Annotated in this window: 18 protein-coding genes; 8 read left to right on the plus strand and 10 right to left on the minus strand. The window is 57.7% G+C overall.

Features of this window, described 5'->3' with window-relative positions; all coding sequences use genetic code 11:
* Window positions 1–6: 6 nt before the first annotated feature.
* The 6 genes from purL to WC370_04915 form a co-directional block, all read right to left on the minus strand.
* Window positions 7–2,856 carry a phosphoribosylformylglycinamidine synthase subunit PurL gene (gene purL, locus WC370_04890; GenBank protein ID MFA5308808.1) on the minus strand — a complete coding sequence of 950 codons (2,850 nt, stop codon included), beginning with the start codon at window positions 2,854–2,856 and terminating at the stop codon, window positions 7–9.
* A 302-nt stretch (window positions 2,857–3,158) separates the two neighbouring features.
* Window positions 3,159–4,067: a hypothetical protein gene (locus tag WC370_04895; GenBank protein MFA5308809.1), complete on the minus strand. Its 909-nt coding sequence runs from the start codon at window positions 4,065–4,067 to the stop codon at window positions 3,159–3,161.
* Window positions 4,068–4,423: 356 nt separating this feature from the next.
* The gene (prxU, locus tag WC370_04900) at window positions 4,424–5,140 is read right to left on the minus strand and encodes a thioredoxin-dependent peroxiredoxin (protein MFA5308810.1); all 717 of its coding nucleotides are present in this window, start codon (window positions 5,138–5,140) and stop codon (window positions 4,424–4,426) included.
* Window positions 5,141–5,213: 73 nt separating this feature from the next.
* Entirely contained in the window at window positions 5,214–6,728 is a 1,515-nt protein-coding gene (locus tag WC370_04905) for a catalase (protein MFA5308811.1), read from the minus strand.
* Between the two features lie 41 nt (window positions 6,729–6,769).
* Entirely contained in the window at window positions 6,770–7,348 is a 579-nt protein-coding gene (locus WC370_04910; GenBank protein MFA5308812.1) for a rubrerythrin family protein, read from the minus strand.
* A gap of 27 nt (window positions 7,349–7,375) precedes the next feature.
* Entirely contained in the window at window positions 7,376–7,762 is a 387-nt protein-coding gene (locus WC370_04915; protein ID MFA5308813.1) for a transcriptional repressor, read from the minus strand.
* A gap of 224 nt (window positions 7,763–7,986) precedes the next feature.
* On the opposite strand from WC370_04915, the gene WC370_04920 reads away from it, so the two are divergent.
* Genes WC370_04920 through WC370_04930 form a run of 3 tightly spaced genes read left to right on the plus strand, consistent with a single transcriptional unit; the run spans window position 7,987 to window position 10,050 of the window.
* Window positions 7,987–9,174, plus strand: coding sequence for an FprA family A-type flavoprotein (locus WC370_04920; protein ID MFA5308814.1), 1,188 nt, complete (start codon window positions 7,987–7,989; stop codon window positions 9,172–9,174).
* A gap of 23 nt (window positions 9,175–9,197) precedes the next feature.
* Window positions 9,198–9,443 (plus strand): hypothetical protein, encoded by a 246-nt coding sequence (locus tag WC370_04925; protein MFA5308815.1) that lies wholly within the window; start codon window positions 9,198–9,200, stop codon window positions 9,441–9,443.
* 28 nt (window positions 9,444–9,471) lie between these two features.
* Window positions 9,472–10,050 (plus strand): Fe-Mn family superoxide dismutase, encoded by a 579-nt coding sequence (locus WC370_04930; GenBank protein MFA5308816.1) that lies wholly within the window; start codon window positions 9,472–9,474, stop codon window positions 10,048–10,050.
* 145 nt (window positions 10,051–10,195) lie between these two features.
* On the opposite strand, the gene WC370_04935 is transcribed toward WC370_04930, so the two are convergent.
* From WC370_04935 to WC370_04950, 4 genes are all read right to left on the minus strand, one after another.
* Window positions 10,196–14,644 carry a PAS domain S-box protein gene (locus tag WC370_04935; GenBank protein ID MFA5308817.1) on the minus strand — a complete coding sequence of 1,483 codons (4,449 nt, stop codon included), beginning with the start codon at window positions 14,642–14,644 and terminating at the stop codon, window positions 10,196–10,198.
* Between the two features lie 339 nt (window positions 14,645–14,983).
* On the minus strand, window positions 14,984–16,267 hold the full coding sequence (locus tag WC370_04940; protein ID MFA5308818.1) for a (Fe-S)-binding protein: 1,284 nt from the start codon (window positions 16,265–16,267) through the stop codon (window positions 14,984–14,986).
* Between the two features lie 175 nt (window positions 16,268–16,442).
* Window positions 16,443–17,828 (minus strand): FAD-linked oxidase C-terminal domain-containing protein, encoded by a 1,386-nt coding sequence (locus tag WC370_04945; GenBank protein ID MFA5308819.1) that lies wholly within the window; start codon window positions 17,826–17,828, stop codon window positions 16,443–16,445.
* 62 nt (window positions 17,829–17,890) lie between these two features.
* Window positions 17,891–18,805 carry a cation diffusion facilitator family transporter gene (locus WC370_04950; GenBank protein MFA5308820.1) on the minus strand — a complete coding sequence of 305 codons (915 nt, stop codon included), beginning with the start codon at window positions 18,803–18,805 and terminating at the stop codon, window positions 17,891–17,893.
* Window positions 18,806–19,312: 507 nt separating this feature from the next.
* Between WC370_04950 and WC370_04955 the strand changes: the two genes are divergently transcribed.
* The 5 genes from WC370_04955 (at window position 19,313) to WC370_04975 (ending at window position 23,542) form a co-directional block, all read left to right on the plus strand.
* Window positions 19,313–19,531 carry a type II toxin-antitoxin system HicB family antitoxin gene (locus tag WC370_04955; GenBank protein MFA5308821.1) on the plus strand — a complete coding sequence of 73 codons (219 nt, stop codon included), beginning with the start codon at window positions 19,313–19,315 and terminating at the stop codon, window positions 19,529–19,531.
* A 275-nt stretch (window positions 19,532–19,806) separates the two neighbouring features.
* The gene (locus WC370_04960) at window positions 19,807–20,811 is read left to right on the plus strand and encodes a (Fe-S)-binding protein (protein MFA5308822.1); all 1,005 of its coding nucleotides are present in this window, start codon (window positions 19,807–19,809) and stop codon (window positions 20,809–20,811) included.
* Window positions 20,808–22,013: a lactate utilization protein B gene (locus WC370_04965; protein ID MFA5308823.1), complete on the plus strand. Its 1,206-nt coding sequence runs from the start codon at window positions 20,808–20,810 to the stop codon at window positions 22,011–22,013. Before WC370_04960 ends, WC370_04965 begins: the two co-directional genes overlap by 4 nt.
* Window positions 22,014–22,017: 4 nt before the next feature.
* Window positions 22,018–22,863 carry a fumarate hydratase gene (locus tag WC370_04970; protein MFA5308824.1) on the plus strand — a complete coding sequence of 282 codons (846 nt, stop codon included), beginning with the start codon at window positions 22,018–22,020 and terminating at the stop codon, window positions 22,861–22,863.
* Between the two features lie 133 nt (window positions 22,864–22,996).
* Window positions 22,997–23,542 (plus strand): Fe-S-containing hydro-lyase, encoded by a 546-nt coding sequence (locus tag WC370_04975; protein ID MFA5308825.1) that lies wholly within the window; start codon window positions 22,997–22,999, stop codon window positions 23,540–23,542.
* Window positions 23,543–23,560: the final 18 nt, after the last annotated feature.

Here is a 23,560-nt window from a genome sequence, read left to right on the forward strand (position 1 = left end):
TCCCGCCTACCATCTCAGGGGTTTCTGCCAGGCTTCTTTAAGCTCGGCGATATCCGCGGTCAGGATAATTTTACCTTTGCGGCCGGTTATCTCCAGCTTTTTATCCTTCATCACCCGCCCGATTTCCGCGCAGGCCACGCCGGAGAGGGCGCTTTCAAAGTCTTTTTTGTCTTTGGGGGCTACTTCCACCAGGAAACGGGTGTTGGATTCCGAGAACAGAAGATAGTCGTCACGGGCAACGGTTTCACCCAGCGGCACGTCTTTCAGTTTTAAAGCCATACCCAGCCCGCCGGCAAAGGCCATTTCCGCCGCCGCCACGCCTAATCCCCCCTCGGAAAGGTCATGGCAGGCTTTGACCAGCCCGTGCTGCATCGCGCCGGAAAGGGCATTCATTAATATCTTGCCTTTGGCCGCATCGACTTTGGGCACGCTGTTGCCGATGAAGCCGTGCGCGGCGTAGTAATGCGAGCCGCCCAGCTCGTTATAGGTAGCGCCGACGATGTAAATAAGGTCGCCGGCGTTTTTGCAGTCCATGGTGACCGCCTTGCTGACGTCTTCCATGACGCCCATGGCGGAGATGAGCAGGGTGTGGGGGATGCAGATGGTGCCGGCGCCGGTATCGTACTCGTTATAGAGGCTGTCCTTGCCGGAGATGAAGGGCGTGCCGTAAACGGTGCCGATATCATAGCAGGCCTGGGCCGCCCGCACCAGCGCGCCGAGGCGGTCCGGCTTTTCCGGGTTGCCCCAGCAGAAGTTGTCCAGCAGGGCGAGCTCGTCCAGGGTGCCGCCCACGGCGATGACCTGCCGCAGCGCCTCGTCAATGGCGGAGGCCGCCATCCAGTAGGTATCGATATCGCCGTATTTGGGGTTGATGCCGTTGGAGACAACGATGCCTTTAGGGGAATCGGCCAGGGGCTTGATGATAGCCGCATCGCCGGGGCCGTCGTTAGTGACGCCCACCAGCGGCTTGAGCACGCTGGTGCCCTGCACCTCATGGTCGTACTGGCGGATGACCCACTCCTTGCTGCACACGTTCCAGGAGCCTAAAATTTGCTTTAAATCGTCCTTCAGGTCCAGCGGCGCGGGGAAGTCCGGCTCCGGGCGCTCGACCGGCTGCCAGAGGGCGTCCCGCTCCAGCTGGGGCAGGCCGCCGTGCAGGAAGGCCATATCCAAATCGCACACCAGATTGCCGTCGTAATAAAGCTGGAGTCGCTTATTATCCGTGAACTCGCCGATGACGGTGGCCTCCGCGTCCTCTTTGCGCATGATGGCCATGAGCTGTTCCAGCTTGTCCGGCGGCACGGCCAGCAGCATGCGCTCCTGGGACTCCGATACCCAAATTTCCGTATAAGAAAGCCCCGCGTATTTCAGGGGCACTTTTTCCAGATTCACTTTAACGCCGGTCTCCTCCGCCATTTCCCCCACCGCCGAGGAAAGCCCGCCGCCGCCGCAGTCCGTGATACGGCGGTACAGACCGAGGTCGCGCGCCTGGATAATAGCGTCCAGAGCTTTCTTTTCCACGATGGCGTTACCGATTTGCACCGAGCTCTGGGAGAGCGTTTCCGACTCCTTATCCAGGTCACCGGAGGCAAAGGTGACGCCGTGAATGCCGTCCCGCCCGGTCTTGCCGCCCACCACCACCACCAAATCGCCGGGCTTTTGCATACCTTTCTGGCTCATATTAACCGGCATGATGCCCACGGTGCCGCAATAGACCAGCGGGTTGCCTACGTAACGCCGGTCAAAGCAGATGGCGCCGTTGGAGGTGGGAATGCCCATGCGGTTGCCGTAATCGGCCACGCCGGAGCGCACGCCCTTGAAGAGGCGGCGGGGATGGAGAACGCCCCGGGGCAGGTCCGCGTGGGGCAAATCCGGCGGGCCGAAGCAGAAGACATCCGTATTCAAAACGGGGAAAGCGCCCAGCCCGGTGCCGAGGGGGTCGCGGATGACGCCGCCGATGCCGGTGGCCGCCCCGCCGTAAGGCTCCACGGCGGAGGGGTGGTTGTGCGTCTCCACCTTAAAGCAGACGGCGTACCGGCCATCGAAGTCGATAACGCCGGCGTTGTCCTTGAAAACGGAAAGGCACCAGGGCTTGTCCATCTCCCGGGTGGCTTTCATCAGGGTGCTTTTCATCAGGTTATCAATGGCTTTTTTGCCGAGGGTGATTTTGGCCTTGAAGGTCTTGTGGATGCAGTGCTCCGACCAGGTCTGGGCGATGGTCTCCAGCTCTACATCGGTGGGTTTTTGGCCCAGCTTTTTAAAATAGTCCCGGATGATGCGCATCTCCTCGATGTTCAGCCAGAAACGGTTCTTGCTTAATTCCATCAAAGCGGCATCGTTCATGGCGGCGATGTCTATCTTTTGCAGGTTGAATTTATAGGTGGCCGAGGGCAGCGCCACCGCCTCTTTATGGGCGACGACGTGCTGGACGATGCTGTTGACCAGCAGCTTATCAGAAACCGACTGCAAGGTGGCATCGTCAAAATCGCCCCAGAAGAGGTACTTTTTGGCGGTGCGTACGGCGGTGACGGCGGCAATACCGAGGTCGCGGATGCCCTTTTTCACGCTCTCTTCCACGGGGTCCATGACGCCGGGGTTATAGGCCACCTCCACCAGGCGGGTGCCGGGCGGGGCGGGGACATCCTCGACAGCGTAGTCCTCCACAATGGGGTCGGCGAGAAGCTCCCGGCAGATAGTCTCCAGCTCTTTGGCGGTCAGCTTGCCTTCCAGGAGATAGATGCTGCTGACGCGGACGCGTTTGACCGTTTTGACGCCGAGGTCCAGAATGTCTTTTTGCAGTCCTTCAGAACGGGGGTCGGCAAACCCTTCTTTGACCGATACCTCAATGCGATACACAGCGTGCCCCCTTTATGTAGTTTACCGTAGACAGTAAACAGTTTTCCGTTGCCCCGAACCACCCCTTAACGCAAAAATACAGCGTAAAAATAATTACTATTTATCAAGTTTAAAGCGTCCATTTTACGGGAGTATTACAAATCCTATGATATTGCGAGAACCCGATGGAATCAGGGCGAGATTGAAGCGGATGGACTCGTAATGACAGTGGAAAAACCCCCTGAGTCCCCTTCCGATTTCATCGGAATCTTCGACTTTACTAAATGGGGATTGTATTGTTGCCCCACTCCTCGCAATGACAGCTATGGTTGCGCTCTCTTTTCCACCCGGTCCACCAGAAAGGTTATCCAGCGGCTGGGCTGCGCCGTCTGGCTGAAGTCGAAATCAGGATAAGCCGTCTCGGCGCTTTCCGCAAAATACCGCCCGTCCTTAGCTTTGGCGCGGACGAAGTCCAGCATGCTCCGGAAACCGCTGGTCCGCAGGGCGTAAGGGAACAGGGAAAGTACGTCCAGGACACGCAGGATGCCGTACTTAACGGCGGGGTAGGTGAGGGCCTTGAAGCGTTTCCCCACCCCGAAGCCGTAAAGGTGGGTCTCCATCACCCAGTGCGTGGTCAGGTTCTTGATAGCGCCTTCCAGCTTAGGGCTTTCCCGGTAGTCCAGGTACTGGCCCAGTAGCATCAGGATATTCATATCGTCCATGGGGCAGGAGCCGCCGGGGCTATCGAAGCTGTCCCCGTAGCAGTCCCAGCCGCCGCCGGACATCTGCTCGCCCAGGGCCATACGGGCGTATTTGATAACCCGGGGGTCGTCCCGGTAGCCCATTTTAGCCAGGGAAGCGATGAGAATGGCGGACATGCAGAGGTAGTTGTCCTTGACGTTGGGGGGCATGGTAAAGGAGCCGTCCCGCGACTGGTATTTGAAAATCTCTTCCACCTCCGCCTCCAGCCCCAGGTCGGCCACGGTGAGGCCGATATCCGCCAGGAAAAAGAGGTCCCAGTAAGCTTTGCCGGAATCGGTGTAATGCACCTTGCCTGTCTTTATAGCGGGGATGCCGGCGGTGTTGCCCTTGAGCCGGGCGACCAGTTTTTGAATGGAGGCGTCTTTAAGGACGGGTGAGATATCCGGCTTTAAATCCAATAGCTGGAGCTCCACGGCGTACTTGAGCCAGGCGGGGCCTTCCCGCAGCCATTCCAGGGTTTTTTTATCCAAGATTCATGCCTGCTAATCCAAGATTTTCCGGCACCGGGTGAGGATGTGCTGACACTTAGTATTTTAGCGTTTTTTGGCGGGGAGGTAAAGGGGAAGGGGGAATAGTGGTAAAAAAATCCCTCTCGCTCTCCCTTTGACAAAGGGAGACGAAATACCCCGGATAAGTTGCTTTCAAGAAATGGATTCCCGATCAGGTCGGGAATGACAGTGGGGCAAGGTGAGGTGGAGTGCTTACCTCTCCCCCCTAGCCCCCTCCCCGCTGGCAGGGAGGGGGGCGGGCTTCAAAGATACGGAGGGGCACCCCTGCAAGGCCTTGGCGGGGGCCCCTCCGCAAGAACGATATTTAATGAGAGCGGCTAATCATCAAACGCCTGCCGGACCTGCCACACCTTCCACACGTTGCCCACCAGTTCCGGCGACGGCTTTAAAGTAGGTTTACCGGGTTTCCAGCCGGAGGGAGTGGCTTCCGTGCCCTGGGAATTACGCACCAGCTGGAAGGCCTTGATTTGCCTGAGAGACTCGCTGACATTACGGCCGACCGACGGTGTCAGGACCTCAAAGCCCTGGATTTTACCGTCCGGGTCAATGATGAACCTGCCGCGGGTTTCCACGCCGGTATCATCATCGTATATCCCGTAAAGTTTACCGATACTTCCATCCTGGTCCGACAGCATAGCGAAGGGGATGTCCTTATTAATCATCTTCGACAGCTCGTGTTCATTCCACATCTTGTGGACGTAAATGCTGTCAACGCTGACGGACAGCACCTCAACGCCCAGGCTCTGAAGCTCAGCATGTTTTTCAGCAACCGCTGAAATTTCCGTAGCTCACACAAAGGTGAAATCTCCCGGGTAAAAACACAGCAGCACCCATTTCCCTTTGTATTCGGAAAGGCCGATGTTCATGAATTTGCCGTTGTGAAACGAGGGGGCTGTAAAATCCGGCGCCGGTTTTCCAACTTGTACCATAGCTTGTTTTACCTCCCTTTCAATTGTTGCGGCAACAGTAGCGGCCGCAATCGCCGGTTTTTTAATCGGCGGTCTCTGGCAGCCAGGCTTGAACTCTTCAGGCATAAAACAGTCCTCCTCCGTGAATATTTTTTAATGCCGCATGTTTGGCCTATATTCAGTTATCGGGCGATGCCGTTTATTTTTCCGCGGTGGCTTTGGCGCGCTCTTCCGTGGTCATTTCCGCCAGGCTCTTGACCTGTTTGACGTCCAGCTTGAGACCCTTGGCGACGCGGGTGCCGTAATCGGGGTCGGATTTATAGAAGACGGCCGCCTGCCTGAGCTGGATGCGCTTTTGCGCGTTGCAGAGGTGGGTGGTGATATTGCCGATAAGGTGGTCGCGGTCAACATCCGTCATGACGCGGCGGTAAAGCTCGCCGGCCTGGAAGGCATCGTCGTTGGGATGGGTATAAGGCTGCCGCGCCGCCTGGCCGGAAACCTCGAAAGGCGGCTCGCCGGAGCCGGCGTCCGGCTCCGGCCCGCCGAAGCTGTTGGGGTAGTAGTTGGGCCCGCCGCCGCCGTTATCGCCAAAGGCCATGGGAGCGTCCCGCTGGTAGTTTTCCACTTTAGCATTCTTGGGACGGTTGATGGGTAAAAGCTGGTAGTTGGGGCCAAGGCGGTGGAGGTGGGTATCGTGATAGGAAAAGAGGCGGCCCTGGAGCAGCTTGTCCGGGGAAGCGGCGATGCCGGGGACGAAGTTGGCGGGGGAGAAAGCGGCCTGCTCCACCTCCGCGAAGTAGTTCTCCGGGTTTTTATTCAGCACCAGCCGCCCGATGGTGACAGGCTTGACGTCCGCATGGAACCAGACCTTGGTGACATCAAAAGAGTCAAAGCGGTACTTGTCCACCTGCTCCGGGGTCATGATCTGCATTTCAAGTCGCCAGGAGGGATAGTCTTTCTTCTCGATGGCCTGATGGAGGTCACGGGTGGCGTGGTCGGGGTCTTTGCCCTTCATTTCGGTGGCCTCGTCACGGGTGAGATTTTTAATGCCCTGCTCCGTCTTGAAGTGGTATTTCACCCAGAAGTACTTGCCCCTGGCGTTGTACCACTTATAGGTATGGGAGCTATAGCCGTTCATGTGCCGGAAATTAAACGGCGTGCCGCGGTCGGAGAAGAGGATGGTAACCTGGTGGACGGACTCCGGCGTCAGGGAAAGAAAGTCCCAGAACATGGTTGCGTCCTTGAGGTTATTGCCCGGGTGGCGTTTCTGGGTGTGGATGAAGTCCGGGAACTTCAGCGGGTCGCGGATAAAGAATACCGGCGTATTGTTGCCGGTCATATCGTAGTTGCCCTCTTCCGTGTAGAACTTGAGGGCGAAGCCGCGGGGGTCGCGTTCGGCATCGGCGGAACCCCTTTCCCCGCCCACGGTGGAAAAGCGGGCGAAGACCTCGGTGCGCTTGCCGATTTCCGAAAGGAATTTGGCCCGGGTGTACTTAGTGACATCCGCGGTCACCTCGAAGTAGCCGTGCGCGCCGGCGCCCTTGGCGTGAACGACGCGTTCCGGGATGCGCTCGCGGTCAAAGTGCCCCAGCTTTTCCAGCAGGTGGGTATCCTGCATGAGGATAGGGCCGGGATTGCCGGCGGTGCGGGAATTCTGGTCGTTGTCCACGGGCGCGCCGAAGCCGGTGGTATAGGTCTTTTTGTTTTTAGCCATTAGCTACCTCCCTTTATGAACCAGGTAAAACTCAGGTTATACTAATAGTTTTCCGTCAGCAGCTCGTAGTAAGCCTGGGGGTGCTGGCAGGCGGGACATATCTTGGGCGGCTCGGTGCCTTCATGGATGTAGCCGCAGTTGGTGCAGTGCCAGCGCACCGGGGTCTTTCTCTTGAAGACCTCGCCGTTGACCACGTTTTTGTGCAGCTTGCGGTAGCGTTTTTCGTGGAACTCTTCCACTTCCGAGATTTCTTTAAAGGACGTGGCTATCTTGATAAAGCCTTCCGCGCGGGCGGTCTTGCCCATGTCCGCGTAAATCTGGCTCCACTCCATCTTTTCCCCGTTGGCGGCCGCTTCCAGGTTGGCGGCGGTGTCCCCGATGACCCCGGCCGGATAAGACGCGGTGATTTCCACGTCCCCGCCCTCCAGGTATTTAAAGAATATCTCCGCGTGCTCTTTCTCATTGCCGGCCGTCTCCGTGAAGACGTTGGCAATCTGCTCGTAGCCCTCTTTGCGGGCGGCGCTGGCAAAGAAAGTGTAGCGGTTGCGCGCCTGGGACTCCCCGGCGAACGCCGTTAAAAGGTTTTTCTCCGTCTGTGTTCCCTTGACCGATTTACTCAATGTTATTTCCTCCTAATAATTATTAGTTTATGGCTTGTCCCGGCAATCACGGCAGAGGCCGCGGAACTCCAGCTGGTGGTGGGTAACCTGAAAGCCCGTCCTGGCCGCCACGCGCCGGTCCAAAGCGGTATCCACCGGCTCGTCAATATCAAAGACCTTGCCGCAGCTCTCGCAGCGGAAGTGGTAATGGCTGTCCTTCTTGGCCTCGTACCGGGTGACGGTGCCCTTGAGATTAAGCTCGGCCACCAGTCCGCTTTCCCGGAGCACCTTGAGGTTACGGTAAACCGTCCCCTGGCTGATACGGGGAATTTCTTTTTTTACCGCCTCATAGACCATATCCGCGGTGGGGTGGGAGGCGGCGCGCCGCAGATAGCTTAAGATGCTTTCCCTTTGTCTGGTCTCTCTTCTCATCATAATTAATAATAGTTCTCAATATTGATTATCCGCCACCTGAAAGAGTTTGTCAACATACGGGGCGCCAACCAGATTTATAATAAATCGTACCTCAGCCATCAATCTGTGACTTTTCTCATATTTTGCCGCCCGCTTTTTGTTGCATGCTGTTAAATGTAATGCTTTAATGGGACTGTTACACGGCGGGGAAGACAGTGGCCGCGAATTTCTCAAGGAGGAAGTTCATGACGAAACCGAGACAGATCAAGAAAGATATTTATTACGTGGGCGCGGTGGACTGGGACCGGCGCTTGTTCGACTCCCTTATCCCCCTCCCGGACGGCACCAGCTACAATGCCTATTTAGTCAAAGGCGCGGAAAAGACGGCCCTGATAGATACGGTGAACCCCCCGATGAAGCAGGTATTGCTGGACAACCTGGACCAGCTGGGGGTTAAAAAAATCGACTACGTTATTTTCAACCACGCCGAGCCCGACCATTCCGGCTCCATCCGCGAGGTGCTGGCCAAATACCCCTCCGCCAAGGCCATCTGCACCCCCAAGTGCAAGGCGATGCTGATGGACCGCTTCATGGCGGCCGAGGACAGGTTCCAGACGGTGGAGGACGGGGACACCATAAACCTGGGGGGGCGGACGCTAAAGTTTATCCATTTGCCCTGGGTGCATTGGCCGGAGACCATGGTCACCTACCTGGAGGAAGACAAGGTGCTTTTCTCCTGTGATTTCTTCGGGTCTCACATCGCCACCACGGATATGTTCGTTAAAGACTACGGGCAGGAGCACGAGGCCGCCAAGCGGTACTGGGCGGAAATCATGATGCCTTTCAGGTCCCAGATTCAGAAGAACCTGGAGAAAATCAAGGACTACGAGGTAGACATTATCGCCCCCAGCCACGGCCCCCTGCACGATAAACCGCAGTTCATTAAAGACGCCTATCACGGCTGGGCTTTCAACGAGCCGGGCAACATCGCCGTGATTCCCTATATCTCCATGCACGGCAGCACCCGCGCCATGGTGGCCTACCTGGCGGAAGCCCTGGCCCGCCGCGGCGTGACCGTCCGGCAGTTCGACCTGGCGGGGAGCGATATCGGCAAGCTGGCCATGGCGCTGGTGGACGCCGCCACCATTATCATCGGCACACCGACGGTGCTGACCGGGCCGCACCCCAATATTGCCCACGCGGCTTTCCTGGCTAACGCCCTCCGGCCCAAGGCCAAATTCGCCAGCATCATCGGCTCTTACGGCTGGGGCACCAGGGTGGTGGAGGCCACGGCGGCCATGATTCCCAACCTCAAGGTGGAGATTATCCCGCCCATCATTATCAAGGGCTATCCCAAGGAAGCGGACTTCCAGGCGCTGGATAAACTGGCGGAAACCATCGCCGGCAAACATAAAGAGGCCGGCCTGGTCTGATATTCCCACGAGGAAGGAGCGACATGCTAAAAATCAGCAGGGAATCCAAAATCAAGCCGGAGGAGGCCATTAAACGCGCGGTGGCTTTCTTCGGGCCGGAGGGTTACGGGCTGGAGGTCAAGGATGAAGGCGGCTGCTGCGTATCCTTCGAGGGGGGCGGCGGCGGCATAGATATCAGCGCCGCGGCCAGCCAGAAGGGGAGCGTGGTGGATATAGAGTCGCGCGAATGGGACTACCAGGCGCAGCAGTTCCTGGATAAACTAAAGTAATAAAAAACGGCACAAGAGGAGGCATATCATGGCTTATACGGCTAAAGACTACGGCAAACTGATAGGCATGGAGGGGTTCAGCGAGACCCTGCTGAAAAATCACTTCACCCTGTACCAGGGGTATGTGACCAATACCAACAAGGTATCCGATGCGCTCAAGGCCATGCTCAAGGACGGTAAGACCGGCACCCCGGAGTACGCCGAGCTGAAGCGGCGCTTCGGCTGGGAGTTCGACGGCATGCGCCTGCACGAGCTTTATTTCGAGAATCTGGGCGGCAAGACGCCGCTGGTCAAGGGGGCAGTCCTGGGTAAGCTGATGGAAGGCAGCTTCGGCAGCTGCGAGGCCTGGGAGCAGGACTTCCGCGCTACCGGCGCCATGCGGGGCATAGGCTGGGTGGTGCTTTACTATGACACGGCGGCCTGCGTGCTTTTCAACCAGTGGATTAACGAGCATGACGCGGGGCACCCGGCCGGCTGCCAGCCCATCCTGGTGATGGATGTCTTCGAGCACGCTTACATGACCGACTACGGCCTGAAGCGCGCCGACTATATCAACGCGTTTTTCAAGAACATCAACTGGAAAGCGGCGGAAAGCCGCATAAAATAGCGGATTCCTTTTCTTCACGGTTTTGAACAGAGAACAAGGTATGAAAAGAGCATTGTACCCGGTTTTAGCGGGTATCCTGTTGACGGCGGGGCTGCCGGCGGTTAATTCCCGCAGCGCCGCCGCCGCAGGTATTTATATTGCGCGCTTAGTTGTTTTTCCTCCGGGGGACCATGCTTAAAGATTCCTGAAGCTGTTTCACGCTGTACGGCTTGGCGATAACCGCCTTGAAGCCGTACTTTTTGAACTCCGACATAATGGGGTCGGTGGCATACCCGCTGGAGACGATGACGGCCGCCTTGGGGTCGATTTCCAACAGCTTTTTAATGGTCTCTTTGCCCCCCATCCCCCCGGGAATGGTGAGGTCCATGATAACGGCGTCAAAGGGGTCCTGGCGCAACATAGCCTGGCTGTATTTTTCCAGGGCTTCCCGGCCATCGGCGGAGAGCTCCACCTCATAGCCGGACAGGCTAAGCATATTTTTAAGCATTTTGCGGATGATTTCCTCATCGTCCATCACCAGCACCTTACCCCCCACCCGGCGCGAGTTAGCTATTACCATTTTCCTGCCTCCTTTTCCCGTCTTTTTAGAAGCCGGCAGATAAATGTGGAAGGTCGAACCTTCATTCTGTACGGATTCGGCGGTGATATCGCCGCCGTGATTTCTGACGATGGAATAGGCGGTGGCCAGGCCGAGCCCGCTCCCTTTCTGCTTGGTGGTAAAATAAGGCTCGAAAATCCTTATCAGGTGCTCCTGGGCGATGCCCATCCCCGAATCTTTTATCACGATATTCACATAGTCGCCGCCGGGCAGGGGCAGCCCGCTGGACCGGTTTACAGTAACATTAACGGCGGTAATTTTAAGGATACCGCCCTGGGGCATAGCTTCATCGGCGTTGATGACCAGGTTGTTGATAACCTGCCCTATTTGCCCCTCGTCCGCCTCCACCGACCATAGTTCCGGCGGGAAGGAGAGCTCAAGCCGGGCAGCGGAGCCGCGCAGGGCAAACTCGGCCGATTCTTTAACCACGTCGGCGATGTTCACCAGTTTTTTAACCGGTTTGCCGCCCCTGGCAAAGGTGAGCAACTGCTGGGTCAAATCCCTAGCGCGCACGGCCGCCTTTTCCGCTTCGTCCAGTATTTCAAAGGCGGGGTTGGGGGAGGTTATGGTGGTTTTAGCCAGGCCGATATTCCCCATGATGCCGGTCAGCAGGTTATTGAAGTCGTGGGCGATGCCGCCGGCCAGGGTGCCGATGGACTCCAGCTTAGCCGAGCGTACCTGCTCCTGCTCCAGGACCTCGTTTCTTATGCCCAGCTCGATATCCCGCAGGGCGAAGGCGATGTCCATGGCGACCTCGGTAAACAGGGACACCTCGTCTTTATCGGTCAACAGTATGCGCTCCATCGAGGCGCAAAGCACCCCGTAAGTCTTCCCTTCAATTTCCAGGCGTATGGTCATACTGCCGATTTCCTCGAGCGCGCCTATCACCGGGCACTCCGGGCACATGGTACGCGGGTCTTCCGTCACGACTACCTGCGGCTGCCGCAAGGCCTGCTGCACGCAGCGGGGGAATATGCCGCGCTGGAAGGCTTTGATTAATGCGGGGAAGTTGCCGGTATTATTAGCGGCCCAGGTCACCGGCTGCCCGGCATCGTCAAACAAGACAATCCAGGCGCTGGCGAAGCTGTGGTTTTCCACCAGGTTATCACAGATGCCCCGGATAAGCTTATCACGGTTTTTCTCCCGGGTTATCAGCTGGTTCACATTGCGGATGGAGCGCAGCGCCAGGTTGAGATGTTGAATCCTTTCCTCCGCCTGCTTGCGTTCAGTGATATCCAGGGAGAGGATAAAGACCCCCTCCGGCACCGGCTGCAAATCAAGCGCGAACCACCCCTTGTCGCCGTCCGGGAAGAAGAACTCATTTTCCATCCGGTGAGCGGTGCCTTTTTCCATGCACTCCCGCAGGCGGGGAAACAGGCCCGTTTTTTCAATGCCCGGGAAGACTTCCATCATGGTATGGCCCAGGAGGTCTTCCCTTTTCAGGCGGCTCTGCCGTACCGCGGCATCATTGACATAGATATAGCGGTAGTCCCGCCCGATAATCTGGCAGCCTTCCATCATGTTATCCAGCGTGCTCCGGTAGCGCTCCCCGCTTTCCCGCAGTAATTCCTGCGCCTCTTTACGCTCGGTGATATTAGAAAAGACGGACACCACCCCGAGTGCATTACCCTGCGCATCTTTAATCGTGGAGACGGAGATCAGTACGGATAATTCCACGCCGTCTTTCCGGTGATGAACAGCCTCACCCTGCCAGTAGCCGTCCTTTATCAGCCGTTTCTCAATATCGGCAATAGTGCTGTTGGAGAACACCGGTTTAACAAGTTTCATGAGGTTTTTGCCCAATACTTCATCCTCGCGCCAGCCGTAAATTTCTTCGGCGGCTTTATTCCAGCTGATCAGCTTGAAAGCCATATCACAGGAGACAATTGCGTCCGATACGTTCTCAATAAGGCTGGCATGATAGCGGATGCTTTCTTCCAGCCGCCGGCGTTCGGTAATATCCTCAATCATCGCCAGGAAACCCAGCGGCTGGCCGGAGCTGTCACGGAGCAGCGTGGCCGTGACACTGCCCCAAATGGTGTCTCCATTTTTCCTAATATAGCGTTTTTCCGTTTTGTAGTATGTTAATTCACCGGTTACCAGCTTCTGCAGGTTGGGAACATTTGCGGCGATGTCTTCCGGGAGCGAAATATCCTTGAAAGTCATGGACATAAGTTCTGCCTCAGAATAGCCGAACATCTGGCAGAAACGGCTGTTCACCATGGTGTATCGATATTCCAGGTTGGAAAGAATGATACCGAGAGGTCCCTCCTGAAAGATGCGGCGGAAACGCTCTTCACTCTGGTGGATGGCAATCTCCGCCTGCTTGCGTTCCGTAATATTGCGGCAGACACAGAAAATCAGCTTTTGCCCCGCAAATACCGCGCCGTTGGTGCTGATTTCCACGTCATAAATGCTGCCGTCTTTGCGGCGGTGCCGTGTTTCAAAATGGTCGCCGGCTTCATCCACGGTACTTAGCATCTCTAGCACCTGCTCGCGGGGAAGGAGGAATTCCCAGTCCCACACGGTAAGCTCCCGGAGCTCTTCCGGGGAGTAGCCGAGCATTTCCGCGAAGCGCCGGTTGGCTTCATATACCTTGCCCTGCTGGTCCAGAACGACGATGCCGTCCCGGGACTGCTCGATGAGAATACGCCGGCGGGTGATTTCATCGGCCAGTTTTTCTTCTATATGCCGGCGTTCGGTAACGTCCTGCCCCACCGCCAGCAACCCCACCACTTCTCCATCCAGGCCTTTGAGTGTCTTGTCATACCACTCGATATCTTTTTCATGCCCGTCTTTGGTGATGATTTTGTTAATCACGCCCCGCGTCCGGACATCATCTATGGCCCGGTCAAACAAACGCTTGATAGAGCTGCGCGCTTCTTCCGGAATAAAGACATCAAACCAGAAGCGGCCCTTTACCTCCTCCAGTTTATAGCCGGATATTTCCTGCATATACGGGTTGAAGGTACGGATGCGGCCGTCCGGCTCCAGCACCAGCATGATGACCTGGGCGGTATCAAACATGCTCTGGTTGAAGTCCCGCTGGAAAACGAGTGCTTCCTCCGCTTGTTTACGCTCGGTGATATCACGGATAATAGCCATATCCGCCTTTTCACCCTTATAGTTGAAAATGCTGGCGCTTACTTCCGCGTAGACCCTGCGGCCGCCTTTGGCCATTAAAATAAGCTCGTATCTTTCCGGCACTTTCTCGCCGGCCACGCGGCGGCGGTAGATATCCGCCACTTTATCCCTGTTTTCCGGCGCGACGAAATCAAGGAAGGACCTGCCGGCAATCTCCTCCGCGGTATAATCGCTGATATCCATCATCTTGGAGTTGAAGTAAGTGACCCGGCCGTTCTGGATGAAGATAATACCGTCATTGCCGTGTTCCACCAGGCTGTAGTATTTTTCCTCGCTCTCCATGAGCGCTTCCCGGGCCCGCTTACACTCGGTAATGTCAAGGTACATGGCCAGGTACTGACGCGCGCCGCCCCAGAGTATTTCCTTGCGGAATACCTGGAGATTTCTCACGGCGCCGTCCGGACGCCGGATATCTATTTCATATTCCGGGGGGAGGTGTTCGCCCTGCTGCCGCCGCTTTTTCCTGATGAGGTGCCCGGCATAGCTTTCCGGGGTGTACAGCCGCTCTTTGGGCACGGCTTCCAGCTCTGCGGCGGTGGCGTAGCCGCAGATATCGAGGATAGCCTGGTTGGCATAGATGAGGCGGCCGTCTTCCGTGACGATGCGCACGCCCAGGGGACAGCCGTCAATGGAGTTGCGGAAGTTTTGTTCTGACGCCGCATAGGCTACTGCCATTTGGCGTGAGTCCGGCAGGGCGCTGCCGCCGGCCCGCCCCGGTTCACTGGATTCAGAGGCGGCGGCGTGCCCGGAAGTAATTTTATCACCATCAACACCGCGCAGCCGGTTAAGCTGCGCTTCAGTCTCCCGCAGCTTTTGATGCAGCTCTTTATAGGTAGGTCTTTTTCCGCTCATCGGACACCCCCATTGTACCGCGGGTGATGTTACCGGCATCAAGATATAAAAAAAGCGCCGCGTACCGCTACCGGATGGTTTTTATCGCAAGCGATACCGTCACCGTTTTTAACACTCTTTGACCTTTAATGCAGACGGAAAATATGTTAGGTGTGCCCAGGGGGCATTAAATAAGGGCAATTTTCAAGTTTACCTTTTAGGCGATGTATTGTCAAGTGGCAAAGAAAATATATAAAACATAGCCAGGTGACAGCACCAAATAAAACGCCGGGCGGGATAAATATGAAGGGCTGTCTAGCCAAGTCCGTTTTGGCGGGGAAAAGGGGCGGGGGCTTTGGATTACTCGAAAAGCTCCATGATGTGCCGGATGTTTTGCGTCATACCGTTGCGGGTGGTGCTATCGATAAGCTGTATCTGGCAGCCAGGGCAATCGGTCACCACCACGTCCGCCCCGGTGGACTTGATAGCGGCGGCTTTTTTATCCCCGATTTTCCTGGACAGCTCATAGAAGTGGATGCTGAAAGTCCCGGCCATGCCGCAGCAGCGGTCGGCGTCCGGCAGCTCCACGTATTTGATGTCCGGCAGAGACTTGAGGATTTGGCGCGGCTGCTCCTTGACGCCGAGATAGCGCCCCAGGTGGCAGGGCTCGTGGAAGGTGACGGTCTTGCCGCGGAACTCCGGGGCGACGGTGTAGGCGGCGGGGGGCAGCTTTAAAATGTCCACCAGGAACTCGGTGATGTCCTTGATTTTGGCGGCGAACTCCGTGTACCGCTGCTTTCTTTCCGGCGTATCCGCCAGGAACTTGGCGTAGTCCTTCATCGACGAGGCGCAGGTAGCGCAGTCGGTAATAATATAGTCGAGGTCTTGAAACGCTTTGACGTTGGCGTCCGCCATTTTCCTCCCCGTTTTAAAGTCGCCCGCGCCCAGGAAAACGGGCGCGCCGCAGCAGCCCTGGCCCCGCGGCATGATGACCGCCACGCCGTTTTTGTTTAAAAAACGTATAATTTGCTTGCCCAGCTCCGGGAAAACGTAGTCCGTCATGCAGCCGGTGAAATAGCCCACCGTGAATTTGGTTGCCACTCCGGGCGGGGGGCTATTGACCTCCGGCACGGACCGGCGGAGGAAGCGGGGGGCTATCTGGGGTATGTGCCGGCCCTTGCCCAGCGCGCTGAGGAACAGGGAAAGATGGCGGATGCTGCCCTGCGTTTTGGGGAGGAAAATGCCCTGGAACCAAGAGGCGAAACGCACCGTGTACCCGAAGAGCCGCCGCCGCGGCAGTAGCCAGCGGAAGATAAAGTTGTAGGGGAAGGACACGCCCCGCTGCCGCGCCTTATCCGCCCGGGCGGCGGTGATAAGCTCCGGCACGTGGGTGCCGGCCGGGCACTTTTGCTCGCAGGTCATGCAGAGCGTGCACTGGTCCAGCATTTCCGCCGCTTCCTTACTGGCCTTGCGCCCGCCGTCCAGCAGCGACCGCGCCAGCATTATTTTGCCCCGCGCTACCGCCGTTTCTATCTTTTGCTCGCGGTAAACGGGGCAGGCGGACATGCAGAAGCCACACTTGGTGCATTTATCAAGGTCGTCCTTGAATTTGGCGAGCTCCGGGTAATCATTTTTAGCGGTCATAATACCAATTACTGCTGCTAATATCCATTACCTGACCTTTCCTCCTCTTCGACTCCGGCTTTCGCCGGACCCTTCGACAAGCTCAGGGTGAGCGGGGGGGATAAGGGGGGGATGGCCGCGCCGTCCCGATTCGAGGGTAATAAGGGGCTCAACGGGACTCCTGGCAATGACATGCTTATTCTTCCTCCCAAATCTTACCCGGATTGAGAATGTGCTGCGGGTCCAGCACGTTCTTGATTTGTTTCATCAGCTCGATAGCCCGGGGGTCCATGGCTTTTTTAAGGAAACGCTGCTTTTCCAGTCCGATGCCGTGCTCCCCGGAAAGCACGCCCCCCAGATTGAGGGCGATTTCTATGATTTCCTCCACGCACTGTAAAGCGCGCTGGTAATGCTCTTTATCCCGGCTGTCCGTAAGCACGGCCGGGTGAAAATTGCCGTCCCCCACGTGCCCCGCGAAGCTGACGGGCACGTCATGGCGCTTGGCGCTGGCCCGGCCCAGCCGGATAAACTCGGCGATTTTATCGCGCGGCACGCAGACGTCCTCGTTGACGATAGTGTGGGCGCGACTGGAGATATCGGAGAAGTGCGCCCGCCGCGCCGCCCAGTATTTTTCCGCTTCCGCCGCGTCCGCCGCCACCCTGACCTCCCGCGCTGTTTGCTTACAGACGGCCGCCACCTGCTCCGCCTCCGCCGCCACCGTCTGCGGCAGGCCGTCCACCTGTATCAGCAGGATAACCTGCGAGGTGTCCAGGACGTTATCCGGGATGACGCCGCGGAACTTCTCGAAGGTCCAGTTGTCCATGAACTCCACCTTGGAGGGCAGGACGCTGCCGGCGATAATGGAGGTCACCGTTTCCCCCGCCACCGCCGCGTCATCGAACACGGCCACGATAGTCTTTTCCGCTTTGGGCGCCGGAAGCAGGCGCAGTGAGATTTTAGTGATAATGCCTAAAGTCCCCTCCGACCCGGTGAAAAGCATCATCAGCTCATAGCCGGTGCGGTTCTTGGGCGTGAGGCCGCCCAGCTTGATGATATGCCCGTCCGCCAGGGCCACCTCCAGGCCGAGCACGTACTGCTTGGTGACGCCGTACTTGAGGCAGGAAGGGCCGCCGGCGTTTTCCGCCACCACCCCGCCCATGGTACACCCGGCGAAGCTCTGGGGGTCCGGGGGGAAGAAAAGCCCTTCTTTGGCCAGGGCCGCCTGGAAGTCCTGAAGCACCACGCCCGGCTCCACGGTGGCGTTCAGGTTGGTCTTGTTAATCTCTAAAATACGGTCGAGGCGGGTGGTGCAGAGCACAATGCCGCCTTTTATCGGGATGGAGCCGCCGCTGACGTTGGTGCCGCCGCCGCGCGGCGTGACCGGGATATTATTCTCACCGGCGAACCCGAGGATGGCGGCTACCTGGGCGGCCTGCGTGGGCAGCACCACCACATCCGGCAGGTGCGACCACATGGCGGTGCCGTCGTAAGAATAGGCCCGGGTCTCTTCCAGGGAGGCCAGCACGTTGGTGCGGCCGACGATTTGGCGCAGGGCTTCGATGTGTTTTTGGTTAATGGTCATAAAGGTTTCCCTAACTAATACTTTAGCGCGTCAGGACGGGCGGTTCAAGATAAGCCCGATATTCAGTGTTTATCCGGCCGCGGCAGCTGGCAGACAAAGCCGTTGGGGCAGGAATCGCACTCCAGCTGGAGGGTGGTGTGGGTGATATCGAACTCCGCCGCCAGGGCCGCGTTCACCTGTGTAACGATATCGCAGCTCTGGCTCACCGTCTGGTCGGTAATGCGCAGGTGGGCGCTCAGGGCGTAAATGCCGGTGGTTATCGTCCAGATATGGATATCGTGCAGGTCTTCCACGCCGGGGACGTTTTTCACGGAGGCTATCACTTTCTCTATCGCCACGTGGCCGGGGACGGACTCCAGCAGGATGTCTGAGGACTCCCGCACGATGCGCACCGCACCCCAGAGGATGATAACGCCGATAACGACGGCGAGAATGGGGTCGGCGATGTTCCAGCCGGTAAAGTAGATTATAGCGCCGGCGATGATGACGCCCACGGAAGAAAGCGTGTCCCCGATGACGTGCCAGAAGGCGGCCTTGACGTTGATGCTTTGGCGGCTGCCCCGGCGCAGCAGGAACAGCCCGATGACGTTAGCCACCAGGCCGATGGCCGCCACCGCCAGCATCAGGGGGCTTTTGACCGCCGGCAGCTCGGTGAAGCGGCGGTAGGCCTCGTAAAAAATGAAGATGGAGAGGACGACCAGGATGGCGCCGTTGGTCAGCGCGGCCATGATTTCAGCGCGGTGGTAGCCGTAGGTGCGGGTGGGGGTGGCGGGGCGCCGCGCCAGGCGCATGGCGAAGAGGCTCAAGCCCAGCGCCAGGGCGTCCGTGAGCATGTGGGCGGCGTCGCTGATCAGGGCGAGACTGTTGCTCAGGATGCCGCCGACTATTTCCGCGACCATGATGAGCAGCACCAGCCCCAGCGTTATCTGGAGGGGCCGTCTGGCGGCAGCGTTATTGTGCCCTGCGTGACTGTGCATGGTTACTCCGGTATTACTTTAACGCGTTGGGGCGGTTTAGTAAAATCCCCCGCCTTGGTTCAATCTAATTTTCCCTTGGTAAAAGGGGGATTTTCCCGGCGACGCCCTGAAATTCAGCCGGTTTGAATACCTGGATACCGGCTTGCGCCGGTATGGTTAGCAGGTGAAAAGCTATGAAAGCTAATCCTTTATTCCTCCCGCCGTATGATGATGCCGGAGATATATACCCGGTTCTGAAACTCCCCGATTATCTTTAGGATGGTCGATGACTATTTCCGAAGTCCTTATCAATTCGTCCAGCCGCTGCCAGAATAGTGTTTTCATGGCGCCTCCAGAAAGATTTGAGTTATTATAGCACTATTACGGCCATCCGGATGAAAAACTGGAATCCGGTCTGCTTTTTCTGCCCACCGGCAGCTCATCACTCCGGTAAATAGACTTTCCGGCATAAAATTGATAGCGTTGCCTGATTATCTGTTGTATACTTAACAATAAGGAGTCTGCATCATGGAACAAACTTTTGAAGCTACCATTGAAAAGTGCGACAAATGGTATGTAGGATGGGTGGATGCCGTGCCGGGGGCTTTCAGCCAGGGTAAGACGGTCAGGGAGGTCGAGAACAACTTAAAGGAAGCGGTGCAGCTCATACTGGAAAGCCAGCGGGAAATAGTAGACCAAAAAGCACACGGTGAAATCCTGAAAAGGAAAATCCAGGTCAAAGTTTAATCCCATGAAGCGCCGCGACTTCATCAGCCATTTAAGAAGTGAAGGTTGCGTAATGCACCGTGAAGGCGCCAAACACACGGTGTTCTACAATCCAGGAAACGGACACCTTGCCGCCGTCCCCCGCCACAGAGAAATAGTAATTACCCTGGCAAAGAAAATTTGCTGTCAACTGGACATCCCTCTGCCAACCGAAAAAGCTTAGGCATATTCCCCCTTTCCCCAACTTGCCATCCCGCCTGCAACCCTGTATCATGAGTTACTGGAGCGTGTTAAACATGGATGCAGACTTGGTCCCCCCCGGCCTTACCTACCTGGCGGACAACATTACCACCCGGCAGAATATCCTGGGCGTGAGCAAGGAGCAGGGCGCGCGCTGGGCGCAAAAGCTCAACCTCCCCGCCCGGGCGGATACGCTGTTCTTCGCCGGCTGCGGCTACCAGTATTCCGCCCAGCTGGAGGTATTGATGTCCCTGGCCCGGGGCACGGACAAAAGCGTCATAGGGTCGGAGCTGCCGATGCGCTTCGCCAGATTTCAGAAAAAGCTGGGGCTGAACCTGCCCGGCATCTACAGCAACGCCCTGTCCCGCGGCGGCGAGGCGGAGGTCAAGCCGCTGGAGGCCGCGGTGAAAGTACTGCGCAAGATGGGCATCCAGCCCGGCTACCTGGCGGAAAACGAGCCCTGCTGCGGCGCGCCGCTGCACCATGCCGGACTGGAAACCAAGTTCGCGGAAAACGCCCGCCGCGCTTACGGCACGCTGAAAAACGCGGAAGCCAAAAGAGTAATCAGCATCGTGCCGTACTGCACACACGCGCTGCAAAAGCTTTTCCCGCAGTACGTGGACGGCTACAATATAGAGGTCAGGCACTTCCTGGAAATAGTCGCCGAAAAAATATCGCTTTTCAAGCTGAAGTATCCCCGCAAGGTGCGGGTGACCTACCACGACCCCTGCCAGCTGGTGCGCTATTTGAGCCTGGTGGAGGAGCCGCGCCGCATCCTCAGAGCTATCGAGGGGGTGGAGCTGGTAGAGACGGACTGGACTAAAGGCGAGTGGGCCACCTGCTGCGGGGGAGGGGGCGGCTTCGAGACCGTTTTCCCGGCGCTGAGCGAGGTGCTGGCGGTCAACCGCGTTACCGAGCTGATGGAGACCAAACCGGACATTATCGTGACGCACTGCCCCGGCTGCATCATGCAGCTCAAGGACGGGCTGCGCCAGCTTAAGGTGGAGGGCGTGGAGGTGCTGGACCTGTCACAGGTAGTGGCGGCGGCCATGGAACTATGAAAAAATCATCCGAATTTAAAGACTACAAAAAAGAAATCATGGACGCGGCGCATAACGACCGGCTGCGGCTGGCTTTATCCCGCGCCGTCAAGAGCTTCCGGGGCAACGTGAAAAACGCCCTGGAGAAATTCCCCCATACCATCCCCCTGGCGGACGAAGTCCGGACAATCAAGGAAAAAGCCATCCCGGACATGGAAAAACTCACCCGCCAGGCCATCGCCGCCATAGAGGAGAACAAAGGTAAAGGGTATATCGCCCGGACGACGGAAGAAGCCCTGCAAATTATCGGCGACCTTGTAGGCACCAAAAAGCTCATCGTCAAGGGCAAGAGCATGACCAGCGAGGAAATCGGCCTGCGCGAATACCTGGAGGAAACCGGCAACGAGGTGTACGAGACCGACCTCGGCGAGTTTATTATTCAAAAGCTGGGCGACCGCCCGATGCACATACTATCGCCGTCCATCCACGTTCCCCGCGAGGACGTGGCGCGGCTTTTCTCCAAGATTATGGGGCAGGAAATAGCCCCGGACGCGGAGATAGCGGACATGGTGGCCGCCGCCCGCGAGTACCTGCGGGACAAGTTCTTCCGCGCGGACATCGGCATCAGCGGGGCCAACGTGGTCGCCGCGGAGACCGGCACCCTTTTCATTATCGAGAACGAGGGCAATATCCGCCTGGCTACCAGCGCCCCGCCCGTCCACATCGCCCTGGTGGGCATGGAAAAGCTCGTCCCCACCCTCAACGACGCCTATAAAGTCAGCGAGGTCACCTGGCGCTACGCCAACTACACCATCCCCTCCTATGTCAGCATGGTATCCGGTCCCAGCAAGACCGGCGATATCGAGAAAGTTACCACCTACGGCGCTCACGGCCCCAAGGAGTTCCATGTCATCTTCCTGGACGGGGGCCGGACGCGACTGGCCAAGTACCCCAGGCTGCGCCAGGCGCTTTACTGTCTGCGCTGCGGCGGCTGCCTTTACGAGTGCCCCGTCTTCGCGGTGACGGCCGGGCACTTCGGCGACAAGTATTTTACCGGCATCGGCGCGGTGTGGGCGGCTATCGTCAACGAGGATAAAGAGAAGGCGGCTTCCCTGGCCTACACCTGCCTCACCTGCGGGCGCTGCCGCCAGCGCTGCCCGGTAAAGATAGACGTGCCGGAAATGGTGCTCGAACTGCGCAAGATGCTGGCCGAGGGCGAATAGCGCCATGCGTGTAATCAATGCCGCGGATATTACCGGGGCCGTTGCCGATCTCTTCAGGCAGGCCAACTACGAGCTGGGCGAGGATGTCCTGGCCGCGCTGGAAAAGGCGCGCCGCGAGGAAGAGTCCCCGGCCGGACGCGAGGCTTTGAACGCCATCCTGGAGAACGCCCGCGCAGCTTCCGCAGATAAAATCCCGCTCTGTCAGGACTGCGGCGCCGCCGTGGTCTTCCTGGAGATAGGGCAGGACGTCCATGTAGCGGGCGGCGACCTTGCTGCCGCCATTAATGAAGGCGTGCGGCAGGCTTACCAGGAAGGCTACCTCCGGAAGTCGATGGTCGACCGCCCCTTTTCCGACCGTAAGAATACCGGGGATAACACCCCCGCCGTCATCCATACGGATATCGTCCCCGGCGATAAGCTCAAGATTACCGTGCTGCCCAAGGGCGGCGGCGCGGAAAATATGGCCAGGCTTGGTATGCTGCTGCCGGCTGCCGGCAGAAAGGGCGTGGTAGACTTTGTGGTCAACGCCGTGAGCGAGGCGTGGAGCAACCCCTGTCCCCCCATAATCATCGGTGTTGGCATCGGCGGCACGGCGGAAAAAGCCATGCTGCTGGCCAAGCACGCCCTGGTGAGAAAAGTAGGGGAACCCGGCCCCGATAAAGAAAACGCCGATCTCGAACGGGAGATTTTGCATAAAGTGAATGACCTGGGCATCGGCCCGATGGGTTACGGCGGACGGGTTACCGCCCTCGCCGTGCATGTGGAGAGCTTTCCCGCCCACCTTACCGCCCTGCCCGTGGCGGTTAATTTACAGTGCCATTCCGCAAGGCACCGGGAGATAGTGCTGTGATAGTGTTATTGCGAGGAGTATAAAACTCCCTTATTCCCTCTTTACGAAAGAGGGACAAAATGTTGGACTTAAAAAGAATATCATCTCCCTTTCGTAAAGGGAGATAAGAGAGGGTTTTAAGACGCCTAATAACATCAACCTTCCCTTAACGGAAAAAACCATCGCCGGACTCAAAGCCGGGGACAACCTGCTGCTTTCCGGCGTGCTTTACACAGCGCGGGACGCGGCGCATAAAAAGATGATAGAGTCGCTGGACAAAGGAGAGCCTTTGCCCTTCGATATCAAGGGACAGACGCTCTACTACATGGGGCCGTCCCCCGCCCCGCCCGGCAGAGTTATAGGGTCGGCCGGGCCTACTACCAGCGCCCGGATGGACGCCTACACGCCCCGTCTCCTGGCCGAAGGGCTAAAGGGGATGATAGGGAAGGGGGTGCGCTCTCAAGCGGTCAAAGACGCCCTGAAAAAGCATAAAGCGGTGTACCTGGCGGCGGTGGGGGGCACGGGCGCGCTCATTTCCAGGACCATCGTGAAAGCGGAGGCGGTGGCCTACCCGGAGCTGGGGCCGGAAGCCGTGCTGCGGCTGGAGGTTAAAGATTTCCCCGCCACCGTCATCAATGACGTCCACGGCGGCGACTTGTACGTAACGGGGAAAAAGCAGTATAGTTTGCCTGGTAAGTAACGCTTCCGGAGGTTTTTG

Source organism: Dehalococcoidales bacterium, assembly GCA_041652735.1.
In the GTDB taxonomy this organism is placed as follows: domain Bacteria; phylum Chloroflexota; class Dehalococcoidia; order Dehalococcoidales; family RBG-16-60-22; genus RBG-13-51-18.

What these genes read in the sequence shown, in the direction of transcription:
- WC370_04905 (MFA5308811.1), bottom strand. Translation starts at nt 6,728, where the DNA reads ATGGCTAAAAACAAAAAGACCTATACCACCGGCTTCGGCGCGCCCGTG.
- WC370_04915 (MFA5308813.1), bottom strand. Translation starts at nt 7,762, where the DNA reads ATGATGAGAAGAGAGACCAGACAAAGGGAAAGCATCTTAAGCTATCTG.
- WC370_04920 (MFA5308814.1), top strand. Translation starts at nt 7,987, where the DNA reads ATGACGAAACCGAGACAGATCAAGAAAGATATTTATTACGTGGGCGCG.
- WC370_04925 (MFA5308815.1), top strand. Translation starts at nt 9,198, where the DNA reads ATGCTAAAAATCAGCAGGGAATCCAAAATCAAGCCGGAGGAGGCCATT.
- WC370_04930 (MFA5308816.1), top strand. Translation starts at nt 9,472, where the DNA reads ATGGCTTATACGGCTAAAGACTACGGCAAACTGATAGGCATGGAGGGG.
- WC370_04935 (MFA5308817.1), bottom strand. Translation starts at nt 14,644, where the DNA reads ATGAGCGGAAAAAGACCTACCTATAAAGAGCTGCATCAAAAGCTGCGG.
- WC370_04940 (MFA5308818.1), bottom strand. Translation starts at nt 16,267, where the DNA reads ATGACCGCTAAAAATGATTACCCGGAGCTCGCCAAATTCAAGGACGAC.
- WC370_04945 (MFA5308819.1), bottom strand. Translation starts at nt 17,828, where the DNA reads ATGACCATTAACCAAAAACACATCGAAGCCCTGCGCCAAATCGTCGGC.
- WC370_04950 (MFA5308820.1), bottom strand. Translation starts at nt 18,805, where the DNA reads ATGCACAGTCACGCAGGGCACAATAACGCTGCCGCCAGACGGCCCCTC.
- WC370_04955 (MFA5308821.1), top strand. Translation starts at nt 19,313, where the DNA reads ATGGAACAAACTTTTGAAGCTACCATTGAAAAGTGCGACAAATGGTAT.
- WC370_04960 (MFA5308822.1), top strand. Translation starts at nt 19,807, where the DNA reads ATGGATGCAGACTTGGTCCCCCCCGGCCTTACCTACCTGGCGGACAAC.
- WC370_04965 (MFA5308823.1), top strand. Translation starts at nt 20,808, where the DNA reads ATGAAAAAATCATCCGAATTTAAAGACTACAAAAAAGAAATCATGGAC.
- WC370_04970 (MFA5308824.1), top strand. Translation starts at nt 22,018, where the DNA reads ATGCGTGTAATCAATGCCGCGGATATTACCGGGGCCGTTGCCGATCTC.